This window comes from Streptomyces spiralis (genome assembly GCF_014654675.1).
Classification (GTDB): domain Bacteria; phylum Actinomycetota; class Actinomycetes; order Streptomycetales; family Streptomycetaceae; genus Streptomyces; species Streptomyces spiralis.
Window position 1 is genome coordinate 39,946 of record NZ_BNBC01000043.1, and the last position, 20,374, is coordinate 60,319.

Sequence of the window (20,374 nt, forward strand, 5' to 3'; positions counted from 1 at the left end):
CGAGGCCCTGCCCAGGGACCGGCCGCTGACCGTGGTCACCGCGTCCCTGCCGGTCGCGGGCACCCTCGCCGAGGCCGACAACATCTCGGTGCTGCTCCTCGGCGGCCGGGTGCGCGCGGGCACGCTCGCGACCGTCGACCACTGGACGACGAAGATGCTGGCCGGCTTCGTCCTCGACCTCGCCTACATCGGCGCCAACGGCATCTCCCGCGAACACGGCCTGACCACGCCCGACCCCGCGGTCAGCGAGGTCAAGGCACAGGCCATGCGGGCCGCCCGGCGCACCGTGTTCGCCGGGGTGCACACCAAGTTCGGCGCGGTCAGCTTCTGCCGGTTCGCGGAGGTGGGCGCGCTGGAGGCGATCGTGACCAGCACGCTGCTCCCGGCGGCCGAGGCCCACCGGTACGCCCTGCTCGGCCCGCAGGTCGTCCGGGTCTGACCCTCCCACCCCCTCCCACGGGCGTCTTCGTACCCACCGATGCCCCTTATCCCCCTATACGTCTCCCTCTACGTCCAGGAGCGATCCATGCGAACCCAGAGCCGACGACGACCGCCGCGGGCCACGCTCGCCGCGGTCGCCGCAGGGACGCTGCTCGCCCCGCTGCTCTCCGGCTGCTGGGTCGGGGCGGGCGGAGCCGGGTCCGGCGGCGACTCCATCAACGTCCTGATGGTCAACAACCCGCAGATGGTGGAGTTGCAGAAGCTCACCAAGGCGCACTTCACCAAGGAGACCGGCATCAAGGTGAACTTCACCGTCCTGCCGGAGAACGACGTCCGCGACAAGATCAGCCAGGACTTCGCCAACCAGGCCGGCCAGTACGACGTGGCCACCCTGTCCAACTACGAGATACCGATCTACGCCCGCAACGGCTGGCTGCACCCCATGGACGCCTACGTCGCCCAGGACCGCGCCTTCGACCAGCAGGACGTGCTGGAGCCGATGCGCCAGTCGCTCACCGCCGACGACGGAAAGCTCTACGGCGAACCCTTCTACGGCGAGTCGTCCTTCCTCATGTACCGCAAGGACGTGTTCGCGGCGAAGGGCCTGACCATGCCCGCCCATCCCACCTGGCAGCAGGTCGCCGACCTCGCCGCGAAGGCGGACGGCGCGCGGCCCGGGATGAAGGGCATCTGTCTGCGCGGCCTGCCCGGCTGGGGCGAGCTGATGGCGCCGCTGACGACGGTGGTGAACACCTTCGGCGGCACCTGGTTCGACAAGGACTGGAAGGCGCGCCTGGACTCCCCCGAGTTCGAGAAGGCGACGAAGTTCTATGTCGACCTCGTGCGCGAGCACGGCGAGTCCGGCGCCTCCCAGTCCGGCTTCGCCGAGTGCCTGAACAACATGACCCAGGGCAAGGTCGCCATGTGGTACGACGCCACGAGCGCGGCCGGCTCCCTGGAGGCCAAGGGCTCCCCCGTCAAGGGCAAGGTCGGCTACGCCCCCGCGCCGGTGGAGCGGACCAAGTCCTCCGGCTGGCTCTACACCTGGGCCTGGGGCATCCAGCAGTCCTCCCGCAACCCCGACAAGGCCTGGAAGTTCGTCTCCTGGGCGTCCGGCAAGGGGTACGAGCAGCTCGTCGGCGACACCTCCGGCTGGTCGAACGTCCCCGCGGGCAAGCGCGCCTCGACGTACGACAACCCCGCCTACCGCGCGGAGGCCGCCGCGTTCGAGGCGACCACGAGGGACGCCATCGAGGGCGCCCGGCCGAACGACCCCGGCGTGCAGCCGCGGCCCGCGCCCGGCATCCAGTTCGTCGGCATCCCCGAGTTCACCGACCTCGGCACCAAGGTCTCCCAGGAGATCAGCGCGGCCGTCGCCGGACGCCAGTCCGTCGAGTCGGCCCTGAACAAGTCCCAGAAACTCGCCGAGAAGATCTCCAAGGAGTACGAGGGACGATGACCGCCACGACCACGGCCCCTCTGGCCGGCACCCCCGCACGCACCACCCGGCAGCCCTCGGCCCGGCTGCGCGCCTGGGCCACCCGGGCCCCGCTGCTGCCCGCGCTCGTCTTCATGATCGCCGTGACCCAGCTGCCGTTCGTGGCCACGCTGGTGATCTCCTTCTTCGACTGGAACGCCCTCTACCCCAAGGCCCGCCACTTCACCGGCCTGGACAACTACCACCAGGTGCTGACCGACGCGGACCTGCGCCACTCGGTGTGGACCACCGTGCTGCTGACGGTCGCGGTGGTGCTGGCCAGCCTGGTCCTGGGCCTGGTCCTCGCCCTGCTCCTGGACCGCCGATTCCCCGGCCGGGGCGCGGTACGGACCCTGCTGATCGCGCCGTTCCTGGTGGTGCCCGTGGCCGCGGCCCTGCTGTGGAAACACGTGCTCTACAACCCCGAGTACGGCCTGTTCAACGGCCTGCTGCACTACGTCGGCGGACCCCAGCCGGACTGGATATCCAACACCCCGCTGCTCGCCGTCGAGGCCTCCCTGGTCTGGCAGTGGACGCCCTTCATGATGCTGATCCTGCTGGCGGGACTGCAGAGCCGGGACCAGCAGCAGATCGAGGCGGCCCGGGTGGACGGCGCGGGCGACTGGCAGATCTTCGTCCACCTCACGCTCCCGCATCTGCGCCGCTACCTCGAACTCGGCGCCCTGCTGGGCTCGATCTACATCGTGCAGAACTTCGACGCGGTGTTCACGATCACCTCCGGCGGCCTGGGCACCGCCAACCTGCCCTACACCGTGTACCAGAGCTTCTACCAGGCCCACGAGAACGGCCTCGCCTCCGCCGCGGGCGTCCTCGTCGTCATCGGCTCCATCGTCATCGCGACCTTCGCCCTGCGCGTGGTGTCGTCCCTGTTCCGCGAGGAGGTGTCCCGCGCATGAACGCCGTTCTCCGCCGTAACGGTCTGGGGCTCGTGGCCTGGCTGGCCGGGATCGTGTTCTTCCTGCCCATCGCCTGGATGGCGCTGACGTCCTTCCACTCGGAGGCGGACGCGGCCACCAACCCGCCGTCCTTCGCCGCGTCGTTGACGCTCGACGGCTACCGCGAGTTCTTCGGCAGCGGCGGCGGGGCGAGCCCCTGGCCCGCCCTGGTCAACTCCGCGGTGGCGTCGGTGGTGTCGACGCTGCTGGTCCTCCTGCTGGCCCTGCCGGCGGCCTACGCGCTGTCGATCCGGCCGGTGAAGAAGTGGACCGACGTGCTGTTCTTCTTCCTGTCCACGAAGATGCTGCCGGCCGTGGCGGGCCTGCTGCCGGTCTACCTCTTCGCCAAGAACGCCGGGCTGCTGGACAACATCTGGCTCCTGGTCGTCCTCTACACCTCCATGAACCTGCCGATCGCGGTGTGGATGATGCAGTCCTTCCTCGCCGAGGTGCCGGTCGCGGTCATCGAGGCGGCCCGCGTCGACGGCGCGCGCCTGCCCACGATCCTGGCCCGGGTGGTGGCCCCCATCGCCCTCCCCGGCATCGCCGCGACGGCCCTGATCTGCTTCATCTTCAGCTGGAACGAGCTGCTGTTCGCCCGAGTCCTGACGGGCGTGGTCGCCGAGACCGCCCCCGTCTTCCTGACCGGCTTCATCACCAGCCAGGGCCTGTTCCTGGCCAAGGTGTGCGCCGCGTCGCTCGTCATCTCCCTGCCGGTGCTCGCCGCGGGGTTCGCCGCCCAGGACAAACTGGTCCAGGGCCTGTCGTTGGGAGCCGTGAAATGAAGGCCGCCGTCATCGAGTCCGTGGGCCGCGCCGTCGTCACCGAGGTCCCGGACCCGACGCCCGGTCCGCGCGAGGTCGTCGTGGAGGTCGCCGCCTGCGGCCTGTGCGGGACGGACCTGCACATCCTCCAGGGCGAGTTCGCGCCCAAGCTGCCGATCGTGCCGGGCCACGAGTTCGCCGGCGATGTGGTCGGCGTCGGCGCCCAGGTCACGGAGGTCTCGGTCGGCGACCGGGTGGCGGTGGACCCGTCCCTGTACTGCTACGAGTGCCGGTACTGCCGCACCGGCCACAACAACCTGTGCGAGCGCTGGGCGGCGATCGGCGTGACGACGGCGGGGGGCGCGGCCCGGTACGCGGTGGCGCCGGTGGCCAACTGCGTCAGGCTGCCGGAGCACGTCCGCACCGAGGATGCGGCGCTGGTGGAGCCGCTGTCGTGCGCGGTGCGCGGCTACGACGTGCTCCAGTCGCGGCTCGGCGCCCATGTGCTGATCTACGGCTCCGGGACCATGGGCCTGATGATGCTGGAGCTGGCCAAGAGGACGGGAGCGGCGAGCGTGGACGTCGTGGACCTGAACCCGGCCCGGCTTGAGACGGCCCGGCGGCTGGGCGTGTCGGCGTCGGCGGCGAGCGCGGACGAACTGGACCGCCCGCAGGGCTGGGACGTGGTGGTCGACGCGACCGGCAACGCGGCGGCCATCCAGGACGGCCTGGACCGGGTGGCGAAGGCCGGCACGTTCCTCCAGTTCGGCGTCGCCGACTACGCCACACGGGTGACGATCGACCCGTACCGCATCTACAACCAGGAGATCACGATCACCGGCTCCATGGCCGTGCTGCACAGCTTCGAGCGGGCGGCGGAGCTGTTCGCGAACGGGGTGCTGGACCCGGAGGTCTTCATCAGCGACCGGATCCCGCTGGAGCGCTACCCCGAGGCACTGGAGCAGTTCGCTTCGGGGCTGGGGCGGAAGATCGTGGTCGTGCCGTAGGCCGGGGCGGCGACGGGGGCGCGCCGCCCGTTCGGCGGGCAGGGGCGGGGCGCGTCACCCGTTCGCCGGGCCGGGCCGCCAGGTAAGGGAACGGTAAAGCGCCCTCGTTCGTTACCCCCCACATGACAGCTATGACCCCCGGCTCGAACATCCCTCTCGCCGCCGCCCGCGTCTCGGTGGACGTGGCCGCTCCGGTGCGACTGGACGTCTCGGGCCTGCTGCTCACCGCCGACGGCAAGGTGCGCTCCGACGACGACTTCATCTTCTACAACCAGCCGTCGGGCCCGGGCGTGACCTACCGCTCGGGCGGCGGCACCGCGCCGGACGCGATCACGGTCGACACCACGGCCGTACCGCCCGGCATCGAGAAGATCGTCGTCACCGCGAGCCCCGACGCCGCGGGGCAGACCTTCCAGGGCATCGAACCGACGGCCACCATCCGCAACGCGGACGACAACAGCGTCCTGGCCACGTTCACGCCCCCGCAACTCGGCGCCGAGACGGCACTGGTGGTCGTCGAGATCTACCTGCGCAACGGCCAGTGGAAGGCGCGGGCCGTCGGCCAGGGGTACGCCGACGGCCTCGCGGGCATCGCGACCGACTTCGGCGTGACGGTGGAGGAACCGGAACCGGCACCGGCGGCCCCGCAGCAGCCGGTCGCTCCGCCGCACCCGGGCACGCCGCCGCAGCCGATGGCCCCGCCGCCGCCAGCCATGCAGCCCCAGGTCACCCCGCAGACCCCGCCCGCTCCCCCGGCCCCGCCGGCCGCCGCCGCTCCCGCGCCCGGCACCGGGAAGGTCAACCTCGACAAGGGCCGGGTCAGCCTGCAGAAGAACCAGACCGTGTCCCTGGTCAAGGGCGGCCGCCCGCTGCTGTCCCGGGTGCAGATGGGCCTCGGCTGGGAGCCCGCCTTCCGCGGCGCGGACATCGACCTGGACGCCTCCGTCATCGCCTACGGCCCGCAGCGCAACCACATCGACAGCTGCTACTTCGGCAAGCTGGCCATCCTGAACGGCGCGGTCAAGCACTCCGGCGACAACCTCACGGGCGAGGGCGCGGGCGACGACGAGGTGATCACGGTCGACCTCGGGCGCCTTCCGCAGGAGGTCACCGGCCTGGTCTTCACGGTCAACTCCTTCTCCGGCCAGAAGTTCACCGACGTCGCCAAGGCCTACTGCCGCCTCCTGGACGCCACCAGCGGCGAGGAGCTGGTGCGCTTCGACCTCACCCACGCCGAGGCCCAGACCGGCGTGATGATGGCCAAGCTGATCCGCCAGTTCTCCGGCGAGTGGGAGATGACGGCCATGGGCGACTTCGTCAAGGCCCGTACCGTACGGAACATGGTGAAGCCGGCGGCCCAGGCACTGTAGGGCGCTGCCCGTACGACGGTCGGGGCGCCCTCACCCGCGGGGCGCCCGCAGCCCCTCCATCAGCAGGGACAGATACCGGCGGATCTGCCCGCCGTGCCCGTCCGCCAGCTCGGCGGCCGTCGCCACCCCGTGTGCCAGCCGCAGCAGCTCCACCGGCTCGATGTCGGCACGCAGGGCACCCTCCCGCCGGGCCGCCTCCACCATCCGGGTCGCGGCACCCTTGATCGAGGTGGCGCAGGCGGTGACCGCGCCGGGTGAGCCGTCCGTGACGGCCGACCCCAGCAGCGCCTTCAGCCCGCGCACCTGGATCGAGCCCACGCACAGCTCGTACAGCCATTCCGTCAGGGCCTCGCCCGGCGCCCGGCTGTCCGCCAGCTCGTCGGCGCGGGCGGCGATGGCCTGGATCCGGTCGACGTAGGCGGCCTCCAGCAGCGCGCGGCGGTTCGGGAAGTGCCGGTACAGCGTCCCGGATCCGACCCCGGCCCGCTTGGCGATCTCGTCGAGCGACGCGTTCTCCCCCTGCTCGGCGAAGGCTTCCGCCGCCACCTTCAGCAACCGCTCGTAGTTGCGCCGAGCGTCCGCGCGCATGGGCCTGACCCGCGTCATCCAGATACTCCTTGCGAACCGGAGGCCATCTCCGTATGTTAACGGGCACCAAACGGAGACTGTCCCCGGTTGACCGCCGAACGGAGTCCGACACATGTCCAGCTCTCCCCCGGCCGACCCCGGCCCACGCGGTGTACTGGCCCGCTACCGCCGCGCGATCCTCGACAAGTCCGCCGACGACCTCGCCGAGCTGTACGCGGTCGACGCGGTGCACGAGTTCCCGTTCCGCTTCCCCGGCCTGCCCGCGCTCTACCAGGGGCGCGAAGAGGTGCGCGCGGGCTACCGGGCGCTGTGGGGCGCGAGCCCCGCGCGCCCGGAGGCGGTCCACGAGGTGGCGGTGCACGAGTCCACCGACCCGGAGGTGATCACCGTCGAGCAGACCGTCACCGGGACCGTGACCACCACCGGTGCACCCTTCGAGGTCCCCGGCCTGCTGGTGATGCGGGTCCGCGACGGCCTGCTCGTCCACGTCCGCGACTACATGGACGGCCTCGCGGTCACCGGCGCGCTGCCGCGATGACCCGGCGGCCGGGCCCTCGGGCGGCCCGGCCGCCGAGCCGTCAGACCGCCCACGGCCAGTCGGCGTTCCGCGCCGCCTCCAGCAGCGGGACCATCCGGAAGGCGGCGTCCGAGAGCCCCCCGAACACATGGCGGTTGCCCTTCCCCGACGGGCCGTGGCCGGCCCGGTAGCCCTCGAGGTTCCAGGTGTAGACCGGGATGTGGGCCGGGATCTGGGCGGTCGGGTCGCCGTGGCGGTTCGGGGCGTACTGCTCGTCGGTGACGATCAGCACCCGGTCGTGCTTGCGGTAGTGCCGGCGCACCGCCTCGGTGGTGTCGGTGCCGCCCAGGTTGCCGAAGCGGTCCAGGACCTTCAGCACGGACTCGCCCTTGCGGAACTCCACCGCGCTGCTGGTCGTACCGAACTCGACGAGGTCGGCGTGCGCGGCGCGCAGCGCGAGCGCGGTGCCGAAGATCGCCGCCGCGTCGGCCCGGTTGAGCTGCGAGCGCTCGGACACCTGCGACCAGAACATCGAACCCGAGCGGTCGACCAGCACGAGCGTCCGGCCCGGCAGCGCCGGCAACTTGGTCAGGCGAATCTCTGAGTGTCGGTTCCAGCAAGCAGGTCCAGCACGCGACGGCACATTCCGGCAAGGCTTCCGGCACATCTCAAAGCCGCACGCATCTGGGAACCAGCACCGTTTCGCCCGTGGAGGGGGTGACGCCATCTCCGGTCACAACACCGTTCGTGATCCACAGATGAGACGGCAGGCCCTGTACGCAGTAGGTCTTCTTCACACCCATCTGCGAGACGGAGACGATCCGATCCCACACGATGGCATCCGCGTAACCACGGGAGCCCGTCGCGGATCGACGGGACGCTCGTCCACGTGCTGCCAAAGACTCCAGTGCGGCGGCCTTGTGTCGCGCCCGAAGCCTCACAGTTTTACTCAGCTGCATGACAGAACGTCCATCGGCAACACGCAGCCGCCAGAGTGGCTTCGGGCTGTGGTTGTTCCTCTTGCTGCTGATGTTGCTTTGGACACCGAGTCGAAGCAGCATGTCGCCGAGCTGGCGCACGAGGGTCTCCGACGTATTGGCGAACTCGATTTGGCGCACCTCCACCGAGCCGTCACTGTCGAACAGCCCCGCGACAAGGCCGCAGACAAACGCCCGACTGTACGGAACGTTTGGCACTCGCTTCTCTTCCCCCTTGAGACCCCATACCTGGTGCTCGATCAGCAGGTCGCGCAACGCGTTGCGATGCCACTCGGGATCGGTGAGGCGAACTCGCAGCCACGTACCGTTGTCCTCCACCCGGGCCTGACACCCGCGCTTGACGGCGTAGTCACGAATCTGCTGGAGAGTTCCGTCGTCATGTCCCACCCAGGTCGGTGTCCGCCCGGTCATGTTGCCGTCTCCGAGCATCGAACCGACGAACCAACCATCCCACTCGTCACCGAGAGTTCCGAAGAAGCCCGCGGTCAGCGGCGCAGGGATGGCACACCCCGGGACCAGGTCTGCCGTCGTCCTCCAGGTTGGGCGGCGTGAGCCCATACGACTCCGCACCGCCCAACGATGGTTTGCTGCGGCTTCGATCACCCGGCCCGAAGCGAGCCGGACAGCGAAGACGGGTTGGATGCCGGTGCCGGCCCAGCGCACGGGGAGGGCAGGAACAAGATTGCCGACAGTACTGTCCCGAGGCGGATACGGACGCCCGGGCTTAGCCTCCCGAAGATCCCACTCCTTGTCGAACACGAGCACTGGGAGCTCTTCTGTGACGACGCGCTCCACAGGCGCGACGGTGCCATCCGGCAGCCAGACGGGGGTTCCCTCGGCGAGACCGTCGAAGTTGGACATGAGTGAAACCGTATGTCCAGGCCCACCGGCCAGCCGCCGAATCAGACAGGCCCACCCGTACGAGTGACCCGTTGTTCTAACGGCGCTGCCGCTTCCACGGACCGGTGATGGCGAGCATGATGCCGGGGGTCTGGATGTTGGCGAACAGGGTCCTGCCGTCGGGCGAGAAGGTGACGCCGGTGAACTCGCTGTACTCCGGCTCCTCCTCGGTGCCGATGTTCAGTTCGTTGCGGGCGATCGGGTAGGTGCGGCCGCTCTCGGTGGCGCCGAACAGGTGCTGGACGCCCTCGCCGTCCTCGGCGATGACGAGGCCGCCGTAGGGGGAGACGGTGATGTTGTCCGGGCCGTCGAAGGCGCCGTCCTTCGACGGGTCGGGGTTGACGCCGAGCAGCACCTTCAGGGTGAGGGTGCGGCGCTTGGGGTCGTAGAACCAGACCTGGCCGTCGTGCTGGACGGGGCTCTCCTCGCGGGCGTAGGAGGAGACGATGTAGGCGCCGCCGTCACCCCACCACATGCCCTCCAGCTTGCGGGCGCGGGTGATCTCGCCGTCCTTGAACTGCTTACGGGTGGAGACCTGCCTGGCGTCACGGTCGGGGACGTCCACCCAGTCGACGCCGTAGACCGTGCCGATCCTCGTCGCGCGGGACAGGTCGTCCACGAACTTGCCGCCGGAGTCGAAGCACTTGAACGCCTGGAGGACGCCCGCGTCGTCGGCGAGGGTGCGCAGCCTGCCCCGGCCGTGACGGAAGCCCTCCGGCGGGGTCCAGCGGTAGAGCAGGCCGTTGGGGCCGGAGGCGTCCTCGGTGAGGTACGCGTGCCCGCGCTTGGGGTCGATGACGACGGCCTCGTGGGCGTAGCGGCCGAAGGCCTTGATCGGCTTGGGGTCGCGGTTGGCCCGGTGGTCCTCCGGGTCGACCTCGAAGACGTAGCCGTGGTCCTTGGTGAAGCCGTTCTTGCCGGCCTTGTCCTCGGTCTCCTCGCAGGTCAGCCAGGTGCCCCAGGGGGTGCTGCCGCCCGCGCAGTTGGTGGCGGTACCGGCGATGCCCACCCACTCGGCGACCTCGCCGCCGCGGCGGACCTCGACGACGGTGCAGCCGCCAGCCGCGGCCGGATCGTAGACCAGGCCCTCGGTGAGCGGCACCGGGTGCGGCCACTGGGCGCGGGCACCGGCGAGCTCGTGGTTGTTGACCAGCAGGACGGCGCCGCGGGGGCCCTCGAAGGTGGCGGTGCCGTCGTGGTTGGACGGCGTGAACTCGCCGGACTCCAGCTTGGTCCTGCCGCTGTAGGTGATGACCTTGTACGAGAAGCCGGCGGGCAGCGCGAGGATGCCGTTCGGGTCGGCGATCAGCGGGCCGTAGCCGACGCCGTGGTGGCCACCGCGCGCGGACTCCGCCTCGTCACTGTCGATGTCCGTGGCGGCGAGGGCGTTCGGCGCGGTGGCGAGCGCGCCGACGCTGCCCGCCAGGGCGACCCCGGCACCGGTGATCGCGGATTTTCTGGCGAAGTCCCTGCGGGTGAGCGACATGGTGTCTCCTGAGACGGTGGAAGCTGCCGTGGAGGGTGGCGGGCCTCGGTTCGGCGCAACCGTCCCGCCCGTGCCTGAACGACGGCTGAACACCGGTCGACTTCACCGGACTCTGTTTCATGAATCCGTATACGCAACCCCACGGAAGACCCAAGACACCGGACACGGGACACCCAAGTCACCGGACACCGGACGCCCGAGTCACCGGACACCGGACGCCCAAGACACCGGACACGGGACACCCAAGTCACCGGACACCGGACGCCCGAGTCACCGGACACCGGACGCCCAAGTCACCGGACACCGGACGCCCAAGTCACCGGACACCGGACGCCCGAGTCACCGGACACCGGACGCCCGAGTCACCGGACACCGGACGCCCAGGGCACCGGACACGCGTCTGCCGAGTCGCCGGCGGAGACACCCCGGCTCAGCCCCGGCGGCAGCCATCAGCTTCCGTGCGCCGACCGTGCCTTGAAGGCCGCCTTGCGGGCCTCCTTGGCGATCTTCTTGTCCGGGTGCAGCCGCCCCATCGCCTCCAGCACGTCCGCCGTCTGCGGGTGGTCCACCCGCCAGGCCGCCGCGAAGAACCCGCTGTGCTGCTCGGCGAGGCCCTGCACGAGGGCGTGCAGCTCGTCGGAGTTCCCCTCGGCCGCCAGTTGCGCGGCCACGGTGTCGATGGTCAGCCAGAAGACCATCTCCTGGGACGGCGGCGGTACGTCGGGCAGGCCCCGCTCGGTCAGCCAGACCCGGGCCAGCCCGCCCAGTTCGGCGTCGTCGAGCACCTCGCGCAGCGCCGGTTCGGCCACGGCGCCCACCAGGGACAGCGCCTGCTGGCAGCGCAGCCGCCGCAGCGGGGCCCCGTCGTCCGCGCCGCGCGCCGCGGCGAGCAACTCGCGTGCCGCGCCGAGGGGTTCGCGGCGCGCCAGCCACTGCTCGGTCTCGGCGTGGGTGGCGGCGGGCGGGTAGGCGGCGGTGCCGTCGAGCAGCGCGTCCGCCCCCTTGTCCGCGAGGTCGCCGACCGCCGGGGCGTCGTGCCCGGCGTCCAGCAGCCGGGCGCGCACTCCGTACAGTCCGAGGGGGGTCAGCCGCACCATGCCGTAGCGCGTGACGTCCACGTCGTCCTCGGGGGACGCCGGACCGGCGGCGGAGTCCTCGGCGTGCTCGGCGTCCGACAGGAGCGCCTCGTCCACCGGCCGGTACTCCACGAGTCCGGCCGGCTCCAGCAGCCGGAACTGCTCGTCCAGCCGCATCATGGCGTCGGAGACCTGTTCCAGCATGTCGTTGGTGGGCTCGGCGATGTCGCCGGGCACGATCACGGAGGCGGCCAGCGCGGGCAGCGGCACCGGGCCGCCGGCGGGACCGTCCTCGCCGGCGGTGAGCAGATAGAGGTTGGCGAGCACGCCGTCCAGGAAATCGGCCTCGGAGTCGGGGTCCCAGCCGAGCGCGGAGAGGTCGACGGCGCCGCCCTCGTCCATCGCGTCGATCAGGCCCTCCAGGTCGGGCACGCTCGCGTCGGCCAGCACGGCCTCCAGCGCGGTCAGCCACACATCGAGCACGTCCTGCGGCGAGCCGCCGGTGAGCCGGCGCAGCTCGGCGCCGGCGGCGACGGTGCCCTCCTCCTCCTCGGTGATCTCCACGAGTCCGGTGTCGACGGCGATCCGCCAGGCCTCGCTCGCCAGGGCCGCGGCGTCGTCCCCGTCGAGCCCCAGCACCCCGGCCGCCTCGGGCAGTTGCTCCTCGACCAGCACTCCGCCGGCGTCGACCCGGGTGGCGGGTCCGGCCCAGCGGGCGAGCCGGGCGGCGCGCGAGAGCAGCGGGGTGGCGAGGGCGTCCCGGGCCAGCTCCGGTTCGGAAGCCAGCCGCACCGGCGGCAACGGGGACCTGTCTGACATCGGCTGGTTCTCCTAGCGGGCCTGGAGGCCTGGACGTGGGCGGGCCTGGGGGCCTTGACGACTCAACCGCTCAGCCTAGACGGATTTCCACCGATGCCGCCCGGTTCATCTTGCCGTCAGCGGCCGTACAGGGCCGAAACCTTGACAACCCCCGTCGCCAGGCAGGAGATTGACGCGCGTAGACGTTGGGGGGACAACTGTTCACTCGGCTCTACGCGTGTCACGACAGGGCCTGAGCCCCGGCACGCTTCCGTTCCACCCTCGTCCCGGCGCTCACGCACGTCCCCGGAGGGATCCCTTGCCGAGCAGGTCTTCCGCGCGCCTCGCCGCGCTCACCGTCGCCGCCGTGTGCTCGGCGGCATCGGCCGTCGTCCTCACCACGCCCGCGCACGCCGACTCGGTGCGCATCCACGACATCCAGGGCACGACCCGAATATCGCCGTTCGCGGGCCAGAAGGTCACGGACGTGCCCGGCATCGTCACGGCCACCCGCACCTACGGCTCCTCCAGAGGCTTCTGGATCCAGGACCCGACCCCCGACGACGACCCGGCCACCAGCGAGGGCGTGTTCGTCTTCACCAGCTCCACCCCGAAGGTCGCCGTCGGTGACTCCGTCACGGTCACCGGCACGGTCTCGGAGTTCGTCCCGGGCGGCGCGTCCTCCGGCAACCAGTCGGTCACCGAGATCACCAAGCCGGTGATCACCACGGTCTCCACCGGCAACGCGGTCCCGGCGCCGGTCGTCGTCGACGAGGACTCGGTGCCGGACGCGTACGCCCCCACCGGCGACACCGCCGCGGCGGGCTCGGTCAACGGCCTGACCCTGGACCCCTCTGCGTACGCCCTGGACTACTACGAGTCCCTGGAGGGCATGAACGTCCAGGTCGCCGACGCCCGCGTGGTCACCGCCACCGACCCGTACAGCGAGCTGTGGGTGACGGTGAAGCCGCACGAGCACCCGAGCCCCCGCGGCGGCACCGTCTACGGCTCCTACGACTCCCAGAACACCGGCCGGCTGCAGATCCAGTCGCTGGGCTCGACGGCCGACTTCCCGGTGGCGAACGTCGGCGACACCCTGGAGGGCACCACCACCGGCCCGCTGGACTTCAACCAGTACGGCGGCTACACCCTGGTCGCGAGCAAGCTCGGCACGCTGATGAGCGGCGGCCTGGAGCGCGAGACGACCCGGAAGCAGTCGAGCCGCGAGCTGGCGGTGGCGACCTACAACGTCGAGAACCTCGACCCGTCGGACACCACGTTCGACAAGCACGCCTCCGCGATCGTGAACAACCTCCAGTCGCCCGACATCGTGTCGCTGGAGGAGATCCAGGACGACAACGGCGCCGAGGACGACGGCACGGTCGACGCGAGCGAGACCGTGAACAAGCTGATCGACGCGATCGTCTCGGCGGGCGGCCCGAAGTACGACTGGCGCGCGATCGACCCGGTCAACGACCAGGACGGCGGCGAGCCGGGCGGCAACATCCGCCAGGTGTTCCTCTTCAACCCGGAGCGGGTGTCCTTCGTGGACCGTCCCGGCGGCGACTCCACCACCGCCGTCGGCGTGACCATGGTGCACGGCAAGGCGCAGCTGACGGCCTCCCCGGGCCGCGTCGACCCGGCCGACGCTGCCTGGAGCAACAGCCGCAAGCCGCTGGCCGGCGAGTTCGTCTTCCGCGGCAAGACGGTCTTCGTGATCGCCAACCACCTCAACTCCAAGGGCGGCGACCAGGGTCTGGCCGCGCAGTACCAGCCGCCGGTGCGCAGCTCGGAGATCCAGCGCCACGCCCAGGCGACCGTGGTCAACGCGTTCGTCAAGGACATCCTGTCCGTGCAGAAGAACGCGAACGTCATCGCGCTCGGCGACATGAACGACTTCGAGTTCTCCGGCACCGCGAAGATCCTCGAGGGTGACGGCGAGCTGTGGTCGGCGATCAAGTCGCTGCCGAGGAGCGAGCGTTACACCTACGACTACCAGGGCAATCAGCAGGTCCTGGACCAGATCCTGATCAGCCCGGCGATCCGGCGCGGCTGCGACTTCGAGTACGACAGCGTGCACATCAACTCGGAGTTCCACGACCAGATCAGCGACCACGACCCGCAGGTGCTGCGGTTCCGCCCGTAGGTCGGGTTCAGGACTGGCTGAACACGCCGTTCAGCCAGTCCTGCCAGGCGGCCTCGCACTCCTTGATGTCGGTGCCGGGTGTGAAGTCGTGCAGGGAGATGCCGACCGGGTGCCCCCAGTGGTTGCGCCCGAAGACGCGGGTGAGGCCCCGGTCCGTGCGCAGTCCGATGAAGTACGGGTTGCGGAAGTCGACCACGGCCTCGAACGTGTCCGGCCCCCGGACGGTCAGCCGCGTGCCCGCCGCCACGTCCTCGCCGACCCCGAGCGCCCGCCCGACCACGGCGAGGGCGTCGGCGGCCTTCGACGCCTCGGGCCCGTCGAACGTGGCGAACGCGGCCGGCCGGGGCGCGAAGTGGACCAGGTACTCCCGCAGGGTGTGCAGATAGAAGTCGGTGTGCTTGGCGGCGCCGTCGTACTGGTTGTCCCAGTCGTCGACGAAGATGCCGCTGTGCACGTACCGCACCCAGGCCCGTCGCCCCTCGTCGCGGGGCTCGATCGTGTAGTCGAGCTGGTTGAGGGTCTGCTCGGAGATGCCCTCGACGTCCTCCACGCGGTTGGTGTAGCGGTGCGGCGGGTCCCACGCGGTGACCTTGGACCCGAAGGGGCCCTTGCCGCCGACCCGGGGCTCGGGCGGCTCCATCGGCCACAGATACCCTCCGGTGCCGGTGGTGACGGCCTCCCACACCTGCTCCGGGGTGGCGTCGACCTCGAACTCGCGGGCGATCTCGAATTCCTTGGACATGGCGGGCTCCTGACTAGTCCTGCTCGGTTGCCTTGAGGGTGGGGTGGACGGCCACGACGATCCGGTGGTCGCGCCCGGCTTCGGCGTCCGGGGCGTCGTACTTGCGGATCAGGGCGCTCACGCCCGCCGTCAGTTCCTGGACGAAGGCCGCCCGGTCGGCGGCCGAGGCGAAGCGCACCTCGCCGTCCAGCGCGTACGTGGCCAGCCGCTGGCGGGCTTTGGCCGCACCGGTGATCAGCGCGCCGACGTCGCGCACCAGCCGGGCGCCGAGGGCGAGCAGCCAGCGCGCGGAAAGCTGGTCGCGGAAGCGGTCCGGGTCCGGCTGCACGGCGGCCAGCGCGAGCGGCGAGATGACGTACGACGCGGCGGTCGCGCGCATCAGCCGCTCGGTGACGTTGCCCTTGCGGCGCTCACCGGCCAGTTCGACCAGGCCGTGCCGCTCCAGCGTCTTGAGGTGGTAGTTCACCTTCTGCCGGGGCAGGCCGACCTGTCCGGCCAGCATGGCGGCCGACGCGGGTCCGGCCGCCAGTTCGGCGAGCAGCCGGGCCCGGACGGGGTCCAGGGAGACGGCCGCCGCCTCGGGGTCCTCGATCACGGTCACGTCCAGCATGGGTCCACCGTCCCACCGAAAACTTTTTTTGTCCAGACGGTTTGAGTTTTCGGTGTGGCTCTCGGCGTGGCTCTCCGGGTGCGCGCCGCCCGTCCGGCCCGACCGGCCGCGGAAAGGCCGCCGCCCTCCACCGGGTCCGGTGGAGGGCGGCGGCATCCCTTGAAGGAAGCCCTACCAGGCCTACTGGCATGTCCTGCGCTTGTACCGACGCACCAGCAGCGCCGCCGCCACCGCCGCCGCGCAGGCCGCGCCCGCGATCATCACGCGCCGCGGGTTGCGCCGGCAGGCCTGGACGGCGTCGGTCACGGGTCCGGGGACCGCCTGCTCGGCCCTGTGCCCCATCGACGTGGCCTTCTCCTGCGCCCGGTGCCCGACCTGGATGGCCCTCTCCTGGGTGCGGTGCCCCACCAGGACGGCCCGCTCCTGCGCCCTGTGCCCGGCCACGCCGGCCCGTTCCTGCGCCTTGTGCCCGACCACGCCGACCCGTTCCTGCGCCTTGTGGCCGACCAGGGTCGCCTTCTCCTGCGCGCGGTGCCCGGCCTGTGCGGCCGTGCCACGCAGGCCGACCGTCATCGCCCCGGCCCGGTCGCGCAGATCCGCGGCGCGCGCCTTGGCCCGGCCCTTCACATCGGCCCTGGCCGCCAGCTCCTCGACGGTGTCGCCGAGCCGGCTCCTGGTCTGTTCGATCTGCGCGCGCAGTTCGTCGGGGCCCTTGGCGCCGAGGACCCGCCTCGGTGCGCCGCCCGTGCCCTGCGTCCTGTCCGTCATCGGTGGTGCGCCCTTTCCTTGATCTCCTCGACGTCCGCCTTGACGCTGCCGATCGTGCGCCGCGGCATGGGCGGTCCGGCTCGCCGCAACTGGGAGCGGCCGACCACGGCCAGCAGACCCGCGATCGCGAACAGGGCACCCGTCACGATGAGCGCCGAGGCCCACACGGGCAGCGCCAGAGAGAGTGCGGCGACCGCCGTGCCGGCGAGCGCGATCAGTCCGACGTAGGCGACGGCGCCCGCGGCACCCAGCATCCCGCCACCGCGCCCCATACGCCGGCCCTTCGCGGTCAGCTCCTCCTTGGCGAGGGCCACTTCCTGCCGTACGAGCAGGGAGAGGTCTTCGGTGGCCTGGTGCACGAGCTCGCCCACCGAGCGGTCGCCCACCGGGTGGTGCAGCTCGCGCGCAGGTCTGGCTTCGATGGTCCCGGTCACGGTGTCCCTCCTCCTCTCGGTCCGGAACACCCGGGTACCCAGGGGCGCCCCCGCTACCCGTGGCCCGCCGGTCCGGTCCCGCGCTCGCCGAGCCGGGCCAGCTGGGTCTGGAACCAGTCGAGCCGCGCCTGCAACAGGGCCGCCTCCGCGACGAGTTCGGGCACGCCCAGCTCTTGGGGCGCGCCGAGTCCTTCGGGTGTGGTCGGTCCGTCGGGCGTGGTCAGTGCCTCGGGTACGCCGTCCGCACCGGCGACACCGGGCGCCTGCGCCCCGCCCGGGCCCAGGCCCGCGCCCACCGCACCGGACGCTCCCGTGCCCACGCCCGGTGCCGACGGCACGTCACCGAGGGCCGCGCCGCCCAGCGCACTGTCCGTCACGGCCCGCAGCCCGTCCCCGGCCAGCCGGGCGAAGCTCGCGGGGGTCACGGAGGTACGCCCGCGCACGCAGGCCGCGCACGCGGCGGCCAGGGCCCGCAGTCCGGGTCTGCCCCAGCCCGCGTCGGCCAGCGCGACGGCGGGCGCGCCGCACGCGCACGGGCCGACCGTCATCGTCCGCACCCGCTGGCGGGCGTAGCGGAAGCCGCGCTCGAAGCGGATGTAGGCGCCCAGCACCGACACCTCGAGAAGCACCGCGGACCGGTGCTCGGCCGTGCACAGCAGCGCCTCGGCCGCCGTGCGTTCGTGCACGCAGTGGAAGCCGCAGTCGCACAGCCGGGAGGGCGGACGGTGCCGGCGGCCGTAGACGCAGCCCGCGTCGGCGACGACGCCGTACGGCAGCGCGCCGCCGAGCGACACTCCGGTGAAACCGGCCCGGGTGCCGTCCTGGGACAGCACCGGGTGAGCGATCTTGAAACCGGTCGGCGGCTCCGTCGGGCGTTCCGTCGGCAGCCGCAGCCTCATCGGGCGGCCGGGACCTCTTCGGGCGCGGCGGCCTGCGGCTCCTGGATCTCCTCGGGACGTTCGATCTCCTCCTCGGCGACCCGCGGCTGCTGCCGTTCCTCCGCGACTCCGGTGGCCAGTGCCTTGCCGAGCTTCATGACGCCTCCCATGAGCTGCCCGTCGGGGACCTCATGCCCATGGTGACGCATGACGGGCGACTTGGACACAGGGCGCCGGAGAGGCGCTGTCCTGAGCGGGCGCCGTCCCGAGCGTGGAGCTTCACCGCGCCGCGTTGCGCAGCACTGCACCGCATGGCATTGCACGGCATTGTGCAGCATCACTTAGCGGATTTCCGTAGAAGAATTAAGTGGAGCTTCAGAGTGCGGTCGCCGACACTGCCTTCATGACAACCGCAGCCGCTTCCGCCCCGCCCCTCGGCCGCGCTCTGTGCGCCATGATCACGCCCTTCACCGCCGACTCGGAGGCGCTCGACCTGGACGGCGCCCAGCGGCTCGCCGACCGGCTGGTGCGCGAGGGCTGCGACGGCCTGGTCCTGAGCGGCACGACGGGCGAGTCGCCGACCACGACGGACGCCGAGAAGACGGCGCTGATCCGGGCCGTGCGCGAGGCCGTGGGGGAACGGGCCTCGATCGTGGCGGGCGTGGGCACGGCCGACACCCGGCACACCGTCGAACTCGCCCTGGCGGCCGAGAAGGCGGGCGCCGACGCGGTCCTGGTGGTGACGCCGTACTACAGCAGGCCGCCGCAGGACGCCGTGGAGGAGCACTTCCGCACGGTCGCGGACGCCTCCGGCCTGCCGGTCGTGCTGTACGACATCCCCGGCCGCACCGGCACCCGCATCGAGCCCGAGACAATGCTCCGGCTGGCCGAACACCCCCGGATCGTGGCGGTCAAGGACTGCTCCTACGACCTCCTCGGCGTCCAGAAGCTGCTGGCCCGCACCGAGTTGGCGTTCTACGCCGGCTGCGACGAGCACATCCTCGCCCTGTACGCGGTCGGCGGCACCGGATACGTCAGCACGGTCGCGAACGCGGCACCGCGCCAACTGCGTGCCGTCCTGGACGCGTTCGACGCGGGCGACACCGCATTGGCGGCGCGGTTGCAGCAACGGGCCATCGAGCTGGTGGAGTTGACGATGGCCTCCGGGCTGCCCGGCACCGTGACCGTCAAGGGGCTGCTCGGCGCGCTCGGGCTGCCCGCGGGCCCGGTGCGCGCACCGCTGCGGCCCGCGGGCCGGGAGACGGTCGAGGCGCTGCGGGCCGCCTACGAGCGCCTGTCGGCGCCCGCGCCCGTGAGCTGAGCGTGGGGTGGGCCGAGCCGTAAGGTGGCCTCGTGAGCCGCCCGCTGCTGTTCCTCGACGTCGACGGCCCCCTCAACCCGTGGGCGGCCCAGCCGGAGCGGCGCCCCGAGGGCTACACGACGATCCGGGTGGCACTGCACCCGGGCCGGGTGCTGCGGGTCTGGCTGAACCCCTCGCACGGCCCGGCGCTGCTGGACCTGGGCTACGACCTGTGCTGGGCCACCACCTGGATGGACGCCGCGAACCGCTGGCTCGCCCCGGTCCTCGGCCTGCCCGAACTTCCGTACGTCGACTTCGGCGAGGGGTTGTTCGCCTTCCGGCCCGACGGCGTCCACTGGAAGACGGAGGCGATCGTGGCGTACGCGGCGGGCCGCCCCTTCGCCTGGGTGGACGACGAGCAGACCCCGGCGGACACCGCGTACGTGACGGCCGAGCATCCCGGCCCTGCCCTGCTGCATCACGTGGACCCGAGGGTGGGTCTGCGCAGGCCGGACTTCACGGCGCTCGCGAGGTTCGCGGACTCGCTGCGTCGCGACACGACGACGTGAACGGGGCGTCCGTCCGCACGGGGCCCCGCCTGCGGTTCGTCCTCCGCTTCCAGGAGTGGTCGCAGGCGGGTGCCCCGGTCACGCGGTCAGGGGAACCGGGTGGATCTCGTCGGGCCGGTGACCGGCACGTTCGTGGACGCGCTGGATCGCTTCGGCCGAGGGAGCCTCGGAGAGGCAGTAGACCGTGCCGGACTCCGGGTCCGCCCAGGCCTTCTCGAAGTGGACGCCTTCTTCGTCCTCGATGGCAAGATCGGCCTGGTGTGCCTGCATCAGCTGGTCGGCCGAGATGCCCTTCATCCCGTGGTGGACATCCATGAACTGGGGCATGGCGGCGCATCTCCTTCCACAGCCGCGTCCCGGCGTTCGGCGCCGCCGAGTCCGCTGGGCCAGTTCCGTCATCTCCATCCTGTCCCCGTACGACCGTGACGGCGACCAGGCCGTTGACCGCCGGGGCAGCCGCGGGTCGCGGGCACCCGTGACCAGCACAGCGCACGCCATCCACCTGCTGTCCCGGCATCCCGTCGACTGGAGCCCGCCCCGATACCGCCG

Annotated in this window: 21 protein-coding genes and 1 pseudogene; 10 read left to right on the top strand and 12 right to left on the bottom strand. The window is 71.5% G+C overall.

Annotation, left to right across the window (positions count from 1 at the left end; genetic code table 11):
• The 6 genes from IE318_RS45510 to IE318_RS33610 form a co-directional block, all read left to right on the top strand.
• Nucleotides 1-439, top strand: a 439-nt coding sequence (locus tag IE318_RS45510; protein WP_373311351.1) for a DeoR/GlpR family DNA-binding transcription regulator, incomplete at its 5' end; no start/stop codon positions are given.
• Between the two features lie 87 nt (nt 440-526).
• A complete protein-coding gene (locus IE318_RS33590) occupies nt 527-1,900 on the top strand; it encodes an ABC transporter substrate-binding protein (protein ID WP_189906436.1) in 1,374 nt (457 codons plus the stop codon).
• Nucleotides 1,897-2,835: a carbohydrate ABC transporter permease gene (locus IE318_RS33595; protein WP_030180017.1), complete on the top strand. Its 939-nt coding sequence runs from the start codon at nt 1,897-1,899 to the stop codon at nt 2,833-2,835. Before IE318_RS33590 ends, IE318_RS33595 begins: the two co-directional genes overlap by 4 nt.
• Complete coding sequence (locus IE318_RS33600; RefSeq protein ID WP_030180008.1) at nt 2,832-3,659, top strand: carbohydrate ABC transporter permease; 828 nt, start codon at nt 2,832-2,834, stop codon at nt 3,657-3,659. The genes IE318_RS33595 and IE318_RS33600 overlap by 4 nt, the downstream gene beginning before the upstream one ends.
• A complete protein-coding gene (locus tag IE318_RS33605) occupies nt 3,656-4,645 on the top strand; it encodes a zinc-dependent alcohol dehydrogenase family protein (RefSeq protein ID WP_189906438.1) in 990 nt (329 codons plus the stop codon). Before IE318_RS33600 ends, IE318_RS33605 begins: the two co-directional genes overlap by 4 nt.
• A 131-nt stretch (nt 4,646-4,776) precedes the next feature.
• Nucleotides 4,777-6,015, top strand: a complete 1,239-nt coding sequence (locus IE318_RS33610; RefSeq protein ID WP_189906497.1) for a TerD family protein — start codon at nt 4,777-4,779, stop codon at nt 6,013-6,015.
• Nucleotides 6,016-6,045: 30 nt separating this feature from the next.
• Here the strand turns inward: IE318_RS33610 and IE318_RS33615 are convergent, their stop codons facing one another.
• Nucleotides 6,046-6,621, bottom strand: coding sequence for a TetR/AcrR family transcriptional regulator (locus IE318_RS33615; RefSeq protein WP_189906440.1), 576 nt, complete (start codon nt 6,619-6,621; stop codon nt 6,046-6,048).
• A 94-nt stretch (nt 6,622-6,715) separates the two neighbouring features.
• On the opposite strand from IE318_RS33615, the gene IE318_RS33620 reads away from it, so the two are divergent.
• Nucleotides 6,716-7,141, top strand: a complete 426-nt coding sequence (locus IE318_RS33620) for a nuclear transport factor 2 family protein (protein ID WP_189906442.1) — start codon at nt 6,716-6,718, stop codon at nt 7,139-7,141.
• Between the two features lie 40 nt (nt 7,142-7,181).
• Here the strand turns inward: IE318_RS33620 and IE318_RS33625 are convergent.
• The 4 genes and pseudogenes from IE318_RS33625 to IE318_RS33640 all read right to left on the bottom strand — a co-directional run.
• A pseudogene (locus IE318_RS33625) lies at nt 7,182-7,712 on the bottom strand (TROVE domain-containing protein); the annotation flags it as partial.
• A gap of 76 nt (nt 7,713-7,788) precedes the next feature.
• Nucleotides 7,789-8,979 (bottom strand): LAGLIDADG family homing endonuclease, encoded by a 1,191-nt coding sequence (locus tag IE318_RS33630; RefSeq protein ID WP_189906443.1) that lies wholly within the window; start codon nt 8,977-8,979, stop codon nt 7,789-7,791.
• A gap of 76 nt (nt 8,980-9,055) precedes the next feature.
• The gene (locus tag IE318_RS33635; RefSeq protein ID WP_189906445.1) at nt 9,056-10,504 is read right to left on the bottom strand and encodes an alkaline phosphatase PhoX; all 1,449 of its coding nucleotides are present in this window, start codon (nt 10,502-10,504) and stop codon (nt 9,056-9,058) included.
• 449 nt (nt 10,505-10,953) lie between these two features.
• Nucleotides 10,954-12,399 carry an amino acid adenylation domain-containing protein gene (locus tag IE318_RS33640; RefSeq protein WP_189906447.1) on the bottom strand — a complete coding sequence of 482 codons (1,446 nt, stop codon included), beginning with the start codon at nt 12,397-12,399 and terminating at the stop codon, nt 10,954-10,956.
• A gap of 298 nt (nt 12,400-12,697) precedes the next feature.
• Between IE318_RS33640 and IE318_RS33645 the strand changes: the two genes are divergently transcribed.
• Complete coding sequence (locus tag IE318_RS33645) at nt 12,698-14,524, top strand: DUF8508 domain-containing protein (protein ID WP_189906449.1); 1,827 nt, start codon at nt 12,698-12,700, stop codon at nt 14,522-14,524.
• Between the two features lie 7 nt (nt 14,525-14,531).
• Here the strand turns inward: IE318_RS33645 and IE318_RS33650 are convergent, their stop codons facing one another.
• From IE318_RS33650 to IE318_RS33675, 6 genes are all read right to left on the bottom strand, one after another.
• A complete protein-coding gene (locus IE318_RS33650) occupies nt 14,532-15,266 on the bottom strand; it encodes an SRPBCC family protein (protein ID WP_189906451.1) in 735 nt (244 codons plus the stop codon).
• 13 nt (nt 15,267-15,279) lie between these two features.
• Complete coding sequence (locus IE318_RS33655; RefSeq protein ID WP_030182203.1) at nt 15,280-15,876, bottom strand: ArsR/SmtB family transcription factor; 597 nt, start codon at nt 15,874-15,876, stop codon at nt 15,280-15,282.
• A 180-nt stretch (nt 15,877-16,056) separates the two neighbouring features.
• Nucleotides 16,057-16,644 (bottom strand): DUF3618 domain-containing protein, encoded by a 588-nt coding sequence (locus IE318_RS33660; RefSeq protein ID WP_189906453.1) that lies wholly within the window; start codon nt 16,642-16,644, stop codon nt 16,057-16,059.
• Nucleotides 16,641-17,078, bottom strand: coding sequence for a phage holin family protein (locus tag IE318_RS33665; RefSeq protein WP_189906455.1), 438 nt, complete (start codon nt 17,076-17,078; stop codon nt 16,641-16,643). Before IE318_RS33665 ends, IE318_RS33660 begins: the two co-directional genes overlap by 4 nt.
• Before the next feature lie 53 nt (nt 17,079-17,131).
• Nucleotides 17,132-17,977, bottom strand: a complete 846-nt coding sequence (locus IE318_RS33670; RefSeq protein WP_189906457.1) for a hypothetical protein — start codon at nt 17,975-17,977, stop codon at nt 17,132-17,134.
• A complete protein-coding gene (locus tag IE318_RS33675; protein ID WP_189906459.1) occupies nt 17,974-18,114 on the bottom strand; it encodes a hypothetical protein in 141 nt (46 codons plus the stop codon). The genes IE318_RS33670 and IE318_RS33675 overlap by 4 nt, the downstream gene beginning before the upstream one ends.
• A 245-nt stretch (nt 18,115-18,359) precedes the next feature.
• Here IE318_RS33675 and dapA point away from each other — a divergent pair, with 245 nt between their 5' ends.
• Together dapA and IE318_RS33685 are read left to right on the top strand one after the other, a co-directional pair.
• Nucleotides 18,360-19,277 (top strand): 4-hydroxy-tetrahydrodipicolinate synthase, encoded by a 918-nt coding sequence (gene dapA / locus IE318_RS33680; protein WP_189906461.1) that lies wholly within the window; start codon nt 18,360-18,362, stop codon nt 19,275-19,277.
• 32 nt (nt 19,278-19,309) lie between these two features.
• The gene (locus IE318_RS33685) at nt 19,310-19,825 is read left to right on the top strand and encodes an HAD domain-containing protein (RefSeq protein WP_189906463.1); all 516 of its coding nucleotides are present in this window, start codon (nt 19,310-19,312) and stop codon (nt 19,823-19,825) included.
• Nucleotides 19,826-19,903: 78 nt separating this feature from the next.
• Here IE318_RS33685 and IE318_RS33690 read toward each other — a convergent pair whose 3' ends face one another.
• Nucleotides 19,904-20,152, bottom strand: coding sequence for an SCO4226 family nickel-binding protein (locus IE318_RS33690; protein WP_189906465.1), 249 nt, complete (start codon nt 20,150-20,152; stop codon nt 19,904-19,906).
• Nucleotides 20,153-20,374 lie beyond the last annotated feature (222 nt).